Origin of the sequence: Curtobacterium luteum, assembly GCF_001475545.1 — a bacterium.
Classification (GTDB): domain Bacteria; phylum Actinomycetota; class Actinomycetes; order Actinomycetales; family Microbacteriaceae; genus Curtobacterium; species Curtobacterium luteum_A.
Genome location: NZ_LDQC01000047.1, coordinates 1 through 6,544, shown reverse-complemented (window position 1 = coordinate 6,544; position 6,544 = coordinate 1). Strand labels below are relative to the sequence as shown.

General features: G+C 72.0%; 8 protein-coding genes and 2 pseudogenes. 5 read left to right on the top strand and 5 right to left on the bottom strand.

Annotated elements, in window-relative coordinates; translation table 11 throughout:
* Positions 1-285, top strand: a pseudogene (locus NS184_RS08875) (dolichol-phosphate mannosyltransferase); the annotation flags it as partial.
* Between the two features lie 9 nt (positions 286-294).
* Here NS184_RS08875 and NS184_RS08870 read toward each other — a convergent pair.
* Together NS184_RS08870 and NS184_RS08865 are read right to left on the bottom strand one after the other, a co-directional pair.
* The gene (locus NS184_RS08870; protein WP_058725762.1) at positions 295-549 is read right to left on the bottom strand and encodes a DUF7218 family protein; all 255 of its coding nucleotides are present in this window, start codon (positions 547-549) and stop codon (positions 295-297) included.
* A 24-nt stretch (positions 550-573) separates the two neighbouring features.
* The gene (locus tag NS184_RS08865) at positions 574-909 is read right to left on the bottom strand and encodes a DUF3140 domain-containing protein (protein ID WP_058725761.1); all 336 of its coding nucleotides are present in this window, start codon (positions 907-909) and stop codon (positions 574-576) included.
* A gap of 127 nt (positions 910-1,036) precedes the next feature.
* Between NS184_RS08865 and NS184_RS08860 the strand changes: the two genes are divergently transcribed.
* The 3 genes from NS184_RS08860 to NS184_RS18310 all read left to right on the top strand — a co-directional run bounded on the left by NS184_RS08860 (position 1,037) and on the right by NS184_RS18310 (position 3,668).
* On the top strand, positions 1,037-2,260 hold the full coding sequence (locus NS184_RS08860) for a zinc-dependent alcohol dehydrogenase (RefSeq protein ID WP_058725760.1): 1,224 nt from the start codon (positions 1,037-1,039) through the stop codon (positions 2,258-2,260).
* Entirely contained in the window at positions 2,257-3,177 is a 921-nt protein-coding gene (locus tag NS184_RS08855) for an SDR family oxidoreductase (RefSeq protein WP_058725759.1), read from the top strand. The genes NS184_RS08860 and NS184_RS08855 overlap by 4 nt, the downstream gene beginning before the upstream one ends.
* A gap of 350 nt (positions 3,178-3,527) precedes the next feature.
* Complete coding sequence (locus tag NS184_RS18310; RefSeq protein WP_193750434.1) at positions 3,528-3,668, top strand: hypothetical protein; 141 nt, start codon at positions 3,528-3,530, stop codon at positions 3,666-3,668.
* On the opposite strand, the gene NS184_RS08850 is transcribed toward NS184_RS18310, so the two are convergent.
* Genes NS184_RS08850 through NS184_RS17840 form a run of 3 tightly spaced genes read right to left on the bottom strand, consistent with a single transcriptional unit; the run spans position 3,658 to position 6,112 of the window.
* Entirely contained in the window at positions 3,658-4,935 is a 1,278-nt protein-coding gene (locus NS184_RS08850; RefSeq protein WP_083513572.1) for a sensor histidine kinase, read from the bottom strand. The two genes, NS184_RS18310 and NS184_RS08850, sit on opposite strands and share 11 nt — an antisense overlap.
* Positions 4,932-5,618, bottom strand: a complete 687-nt coding sequence (locus NS184_RS08845; protein WP_058725757.1) for a response regulator transcription factor — start codon at positions 5,616-5,618, stop codon at positions 4,932-4,934. Before NS184_RS08845 ends, NS184_RS08850 begins: the two co-directional genes overlap by 4 nt.
* On the bottom strand, positions 5,615-6,112 hold the full coding sequence (locus tag NS184_RS17840; protein ID WP_152998143.1) for a hypothetical protein: 498 nt from the start codon (positions 6,110-6,112) through the stop codon (positions 5,615-5,617). Before NS184_RS17840 ends, NS184_RS08845 begins: the two co-directional genes overlap by 4 nt.
* 160 nt (positions 6,113-6,272) lie before the next feature.
* Here NS184_RS17840 and NS184_RS18590 point away from each other — a divergent pair.
* Positions 6,273-6,544, top strand: a pseudogene (locus NS184_RS18590) (hypothetical protein); the annotation flags it as partial.

Below are 6,544 nucleotides of genomic sequence, written 5' to 3'. Positions count from 1 at the left end.
AGCGCGTTGGAACGGATCGAGCTGGCGGGGATCGCGTCGAAGGGGTACTGCTTCCAGGTCGACCTGTGCTGGCGTGCCCTCGAGGCGGGGCTGCGGGTCGTGGAGACACCGATCACGTTCACCGAGCGTGAGCACGGGGTCTCGAAGATGAGCGGCAACATCGTCCGCGAGTCGTTGACCCTGGTCACGAAGTGGGGCATCGACCGACGCCTGCGCGAGGTCCGCGCCCTCGTCCGCGACCACCACCGGCTGCCCTCCGTCCGCACCAACGCCCACGTGGCGTGACGTCCGGAGTCAGTGGTTGCGCAGGGCGTCGATCAGGTCGCTCTTGCGCTTCGACGAGTACCCGGTGAGTCCGAGCTCCTTCGCCCGCTTCCGCAGGTCGGCGACCGTCCAGTCGTCGTAGGAGCCGGACTCACCGCCCTTCTTCCCGACGGCCTTCGTGCCCCGGGCGGCCGCGGCGTTGCTGATCCGCGCGGCCTTCTCCTTCGAGGCGCCCTCCTCGCGGAGCTCCTCGTACATGTCCGGCTTCTTCAACTGGTTCGGCATGGCCCGGAGGCTACGCCGGGACGCTCAGTCCTTCTCGGGGTCGTTCCCCCAGTTCATGAGCGAGTACCGCCACTTCGTGTCGTGCACGTCGCCCTTCGGCCGCTGCTTCGAGTGGCGTGCGACGTACCCGACGACCTTCTTCATGTGGGCGTAGTCGTCGTCGGTGTAGTCGCCCTGCTTCTTCTCGAGGATCCGCACGATGTGCCGGCCGCTCTCGTGCCCGGTCGACTCACCGCCGCCGTCGGACTTCTGCCCGACCTCCTTCGACTCGTCGGTGTCGAGCCACTTCTTCAGTTCGGAGGCGGTCATGTTCACGGCGTCCGCGAAGTCGTCGCGGATCTCCTTCTGGTCGTCACTCATGCTCCGACCCAACCCGGTCCGCCTGACCGTCGACGAGCGGTGCGCTCAGCGGACTGATGCTCCACGTGCTCGGAGCGGCCGACGGGTTGTGTGGTCTGCGCGAAACCCCACGAAGGAAGAGGAAGACATGCGCGCAGTCGTCTGGCACGGCATCGGGGACATCCGACTCGACGAGGTCCCGGAACCCACCATCCAGCACCCCGAGGACGCGATCGTCCGCATCACCAGGAGCGCGATCTGCGGGACCGACCTGCACTTCGTCCGCGGCACCATGGCCCCGATGGAGGAGGGCACGATCCTCGGCCACGAAGCGGTGGGCGTCATCACCGAGGTCGGCGACGCGGTCCGCGGGTTCAGCCCGGGTGACCGCGTGGTCATCAACTCGACGATCTCCTGCGGCGCCTGCCGCTACTGCCGGATGGGCAAGACGGCGCAGTGCGACGTCGCCAACCCGAACGGGCCGCAGGCGGGCACGAGCTTCTTCGGCGGCCCGCAGTCCACCGGTCCCGTCAACGGCCTCCAGGCGGAGTACGTGCGCGTCCCCTGGGCGCGGAACACCATGCACCCGCTGCCCGAGAACGTCAGCGACGAGCAGGCCATCCTGCTGTCCGACATCTTCCCGACCGGCTGGTTCGGCGCCGAGCTCGCCGGCGTCACCCGTGGCGACGTCGTCGTGGTCTTCGGCGCGGGCATCGTCGGACAGTTCGCCGCCGCCTCGGCGTACAAGCTCGGCGCAGCACGGGTCATCATCGTCGACGGCGAGGAGACCCGGCTCGCCGCCGCGCTCGAGCAGCACTGCGAGGTCGTCAACTACAACACCGAGGACCCGGTGCAGGCGATCATGGACCTCACGAACGGCATCGGTGCGGACTGCGTGATCGACGCGGTCGGCATCGACGCGGAGCGCCCCAAGCACGGTCCGGCCGCGGTCGACGACCAGCAGGCGGCGGACTTCGACGACGAGGTCGCCCAGGTCGCGCCGGACGCCTCCGCGCAGGGACGCGGCGAGGAGCAGCAGTGGAAGCCGGGCGACGGTCCGTCACAGGCCGCGCGTTGGGCCGTCGCGTCGGTCGCGAAGTACGGCCGGATCGGCATCATCGGCGTCTACGGTCCGACGGCCGAGCAGTACCCGATCGGCGAGGCGATGAACAAGAACCTCACCGTCCGGATGGGCAACTGCGACCACCACTCGGTGACGCCGCCGCTGATCGACATGGTCGCCGCCGGCCAGTTCGACCCCACGGCGCTCATCACCGAGCACGAGCCGATCGGTTCCGCGATCGAGGCGTACGAGGCGTTCGACCGGCGCGAGCCGGGCTGGATCAAGGTGGAGCTGGAGGCGACCCGATGAGCACGGACGACCAGGCAGCACCGGCCGACCAGTTCGGATGGGCGGACCCCCGCACCCGCTACCCGAACGTCTCACCGGAGCCGCAGACGCAGGCCGAGCCGGGCCTCCAGTCCGAGATGACGCCCGTCCCCGACCTGGGCGAGGCGACGTACCGCGGCACCGGCCGGCTCGTCGGCCGCAAGGCCCTAGTCACCGGAGGCGACTCCGGGATCGGCGCGGCCGTCGCGATCGCGTTCGCACGCGAGGGCGCCGACGTGGCGATCGCGTACCTGCCCGAGGAACAGTCCGACGCGGACCACGTGGTCGAGCAGATCGAGGCAGCAGGCCGCACCGCGGTCGCCGTCCCCGGGGACCTCCGTGACCGCGGGTACGCGAAGGAGCTCGTCGAGCGGGCCGTCGACGGCCTCGGCGGTCTCGACGCCCTCGTCAGCGTCGCGGGCAAGCAGCGCTGGCAGCCGGACCTGCTCGACATCTCCGACGAGCAGTTCGAGGCCACGTTCGACGTCAACGTGTTCGGCCTGTTCCGGCTCGTGAAGGCAGCACTCCCGCACCTGCAGCCCGGTTCGACGATCACCACGACGGCCTCGATGGAGGCCTACAAGCCCGCGCCGGACCGGCTCGACTACGCGGCGTCGAAGGGTGCGATCAACAACTTCTCCAAGGGGTTGTCGCAGCTGCTCGTCGAGCGGGGCATCCGCGTCAACGTCGTGGCGCCCGGCCCCACGTGGACGGTGCTGCAGCCGAGCGGCGGCGTCGATCCGTCGACCCTGCCCGAGTTCGGGTCGAGCGAGTCGCCGATGGGGCGTGCCGCACAGCCGGCAGAGCTGGCACCGGCGTACGTGTTCCTGGCGTCGCAGGAGTCGAGCTACGTCGCGGGCGAGACGCTCAACGTGAACGGCGGCATGGTCACGCCCTGACGACGGCGACGACCACGACCTCGATCGAGCTGAAGAAGGACGACGACCTGCCACCTTGCACCACGAGCGCGACCGAGAAGCTGCTCGACGACGGCATCGGCATGCAGTACCACGACGTGTTCGCGAGCGACCAGAAGAAAGGCCGACTGTTGACGCATCGACATGCGTCGTGATGGACGGGAGGGACGGTGCGGGCTGGCACCGTGCCTCCCGTCCGTCGTCCTGGTGACCGCTGTGTGACAGTCCGGTGACGCTGCGTCCCCCGGCTCCGCGCGGCCGCGCGCCGTGCGCGGCACCCCGCGGGCCGCGCCTGCCGCACGGCTGAGACGAGCGCTCCCTAGCGTGCCGCCATGACCTTCCCGACGCACGAGACCGACGACGCACCCGCTCAGGACGACCTGGTGGTGCTCCTGCTCGAGGTGGCGATCGCCGTGACCTTCACCGTGATCGTCGGCCTCGCCGTGTTCTGGGTGCTCCCGGTCACGCGCTGACACCGGAGCGTGACTCGGCGCCGGTCGGCCGGAGTTCGACGACCGCCGCCGCGCCGACCCCGGGGTCCTCGAGCCGCAGCACCGCCCCGAACGCGGCGAGGTGCTGCAGCACGATGGCGAGCCCGATACCGGCACCGGCGTGCGACCCCAGCGCACCGAAGCGCCTCGGGCCGTCGCGGAGCAGCTCCTCGGGGAACCCGGGTCCGGCGTCGCGCACGGTGAGCGTGGTGCCCTCGGTGCGGACGACGACCGGTCGGGCGCCGTGTCGTTCGGCGTTCGTGACGAGGTTCGTCACCGCCCGGGCGAGGTGCTCCGGGTCGACCATCACCGTGTCGGTCGGCCGGGCGTCGCGCTCCACTCGGCCGTCCAGCCCCTCGCGTCGGAGCAGCTCGTCGACCGTGCTCCCGAGGTCGCGCGGGACGGCGTGCACAGCGCCGGCGTCGTGGGCGGCGCGGGAGAGGTCGAGCAGGTCGTCGAGGAGCTGGCGGAGACGCTCGGCGATCCGACGCACCCGGTCGGCGTCGGGCCCGTCCGGCAGCAGCTCTGCGGCACCGACGAGGGCGGTGACGGGCGTGCGGAGGTCGTGCGCCACCTCGGCCGTGATCGCCCGCTCGTGGTCGAGGCTCCGCGCGAGGGCGGCAGCCGTCTCGGCGAGCCCACGGGAGAGCACGGCGACCTCGTCGTCCCCGACGACCTCGTCGGGCGTCCGTCCCGCGACGGTGTCGTCCACCGCCGCCGCGGCCCGTCGGAGCCTGGCGGTCAGTCGTCCTGCGGCGATCCAGGCGCCGACGGCCGCCACGGCCGCGGCCAGGACGGCGGCGACGACGAAGGTGCGCTGCAGGTTGGCCCACTGGTCCCGGACGGGCGCGTCGTCGATCCGGGTCGCGATGATCCCGGAGCTCTGCCGACGCGCCGCCCACATCGAGTCGCCGTCGTCGTAGGTGACGGGGCCGTCGGCGTCCAGCGCTCGTCGGAGCTGCGGTGGGAGCGCCGAGGGGTCGTCGGTGGCGCGCGGCGGGAGGTTGCCGCCGAACGCCTCGGTCGCCGTCGTCTCGTCGAGCTGCGTGAGCGCCTGCTGCCGGAGCTGCGCGGTCGCCCCGTCGATCGCGGTCCGCGCGAACACCGCGCCGGCACCGACGACGAGCGTCGTCGCGAGGAGGGTCATGGCGACGGCCATCCGGAAGCGGAGCGAGCGCCACCACGGAACGCGCTCGTTCGGGGCCGCGGGGCGACGTACCGTGTCCGCCGAGGTCCAGGCCCGGCTCATGCGCGCTCGGCCTCGATGCGGTAGCCGAACCCGCGGACCGTCTCGACGACTTCCGGCCCGAGCTTCCGCCGGAGTCGCTGCACGTTGGTGTCCACGATGCGGGGGTCCTGCCAGGTGCTGTCCCAGGCCATGGCGACGACCTGTTCCCGGCTGAGCACCGCACCGCGCTCCCGGAGCAGCGCCTCGAGCACGCGGAACTCGACCGAGGTGAGGCTCACGGGAGCCCCGTTGCGCTCGGCGCGTCGGGCCCGGAGGTCGATCCGGACGTCGCCGATCGTGACGGCCTCGGAGACGACCCCCCGGGCACGGCGGAGCACCGCGTGGAGCCGGGCCGAGAGGACGTCGGCGTCGAACGGCTTCGTGACGTAGTCGTCGGCTCCCGCGGCGAGTCCGGAGACCTCGTCGACGGCGAGGCTCCGGGCGGTGAGCAGCACCACGGGGACGCCGAGTGCCGTCAACCGAGCCGTGAGGTCGAGGCCGTTCATCCGCGGCATCGCGACGTCGACGACGGCGATGTCGGGCACCTCGGTGTCCACCGCGGCGAGCGCGTCGACACCGTCCGCGGTGGGGGTCACACGCCAGCCGCGACGCAGGAGCAGCAGCTGGGTCGTCTCGCGGACGTCCGGGTCGTCCTCCGCGAGCAGGACGAGCGGGGCGGGTCCGTCGGCGTTCGCACGTCTCACGGGCGTGTCTGGTCCGAGAGGAAGCCGAGGTCGCCCCAGAGGAAGTGCATCGTCGGGCGGACGGCCCACGCCGGGCGGTCGGAGGCGAAGGTGATGCTGAGGCGCCCGTACCGCTGGACGGTGCCGACGGGGGTGGGATCGTCGAACCGGACCGCGACCGGGTACGTGGTGACGGTACCGCCGGCGCAGTCGCACGGGTTGTCGGTGAACACGCCGGTCGCGAGCGCCCGGCTGCCGCCCCAGGAGGACCAGGTGAGGTCCTCGAGGCGTTGGTCGGTGGACCGGCACCAGATCGGGACGGACACCGGCTCGGCGACGGCCTGGTCGCCGCAGCCGGCGTAGTAGGCGGTGCGGACGGCGGGGTCGGCACGGACCGGAGCGGCATCGTGTCCGAGGGGCGCGGCCATCGCGCCGGTGGCGGCGACGAGGACGCTCACCACGGCGAGCGCGGCGGCGACGAGGCCGGTGGTCCGCCAGGGGACGGTTCGGGTCATGGTGTGAGCCTCCGTCCTGCCGGTCTCGGTCGCGCTGCAGGGATGTGTCAGTCCCGTGACAGATGTTCCCACGGCGTCGTGCGGTTCGGGGACGCCGTGCGGTGGTCGGGACGGCGTCGCTGTCGCGGTGCTGCGACGCGGGTTGGCTACGGTCGAGACCATGCAGCACCACACGCTTCTCGTCCGTTCGACGATGATCGTCGTCGCCGTGTCCACGCTCGCGCTCTCGGGCTGTGCCGCCTCCGGTGCCGTGGAGCCGTCGGCTTCGGCGACCGTCACGTCGGCAGGGTCCGGCTCCCCCACGAAGGCGGCCTCCGAGCCGTCGGCGACGCCGGCGACCGGTGCACCGTCCGCGGGGACGCCGTCCAGCACGTCGGCGAACGGATCAGCCAGCGGGAGCGGCAGCAGCGGCAGCGGCAGCGGCAGGAGCAG

Excerpts from the sequence above, each read along its gene's own strand:
- NS184_RS08870 (WP_058725762.1), bottom strand. The coding sequence starts at position 549 with ATGCCGAACCAGTTGAAGAAGCCGGACATGTACGAGGAGCTCCGCGAG.
- NS184_RS08865 (WP_058725761.1), bottom strand. The coding sequence starts at position 909 with ATGAGTGACGACCAGAAGGAGATCCGCGACGACTTCGCGGACGCCGTG.
- NS184_RS08860 (WP_058725760.1), top strand. The coding sequence starts at position 1,037 with ATGCGCGCAGTCGTCTGGCACGGCATCGGGGACATCCGACTCGACGAG.
- NS184_RS08855 (WP_058725759.1), top strand. The coding sequence starts at position 2,257 with ATGAGCACGGACGACCAGGCAGCACCGGCCGACCAGTTCGGATGGGCG.
- NS184_RS18310 (WP_193750434.1), top strand. The coding sequence starts at position 3,528 with ATGACCTTCCCGACGCACGAGACCGACGACGCACCCGCTCAGGACGAC.
- NS184_RS08850 (WP_083513572.1), bottom strand. The coding sequence starts at position 4,935 with ATGAGCCGGGCCTGGACCTCGGCGGACACGGTACGTCGCCCCGCGGCC.
- NS184_RS17840 (WP_152998143.1), bottom strand. The coding sequence starts at position 6,112 with ATGACCCGAACCGTCCCCTGGCGGACCACCGGCCTCGTCGCCGCCGCG.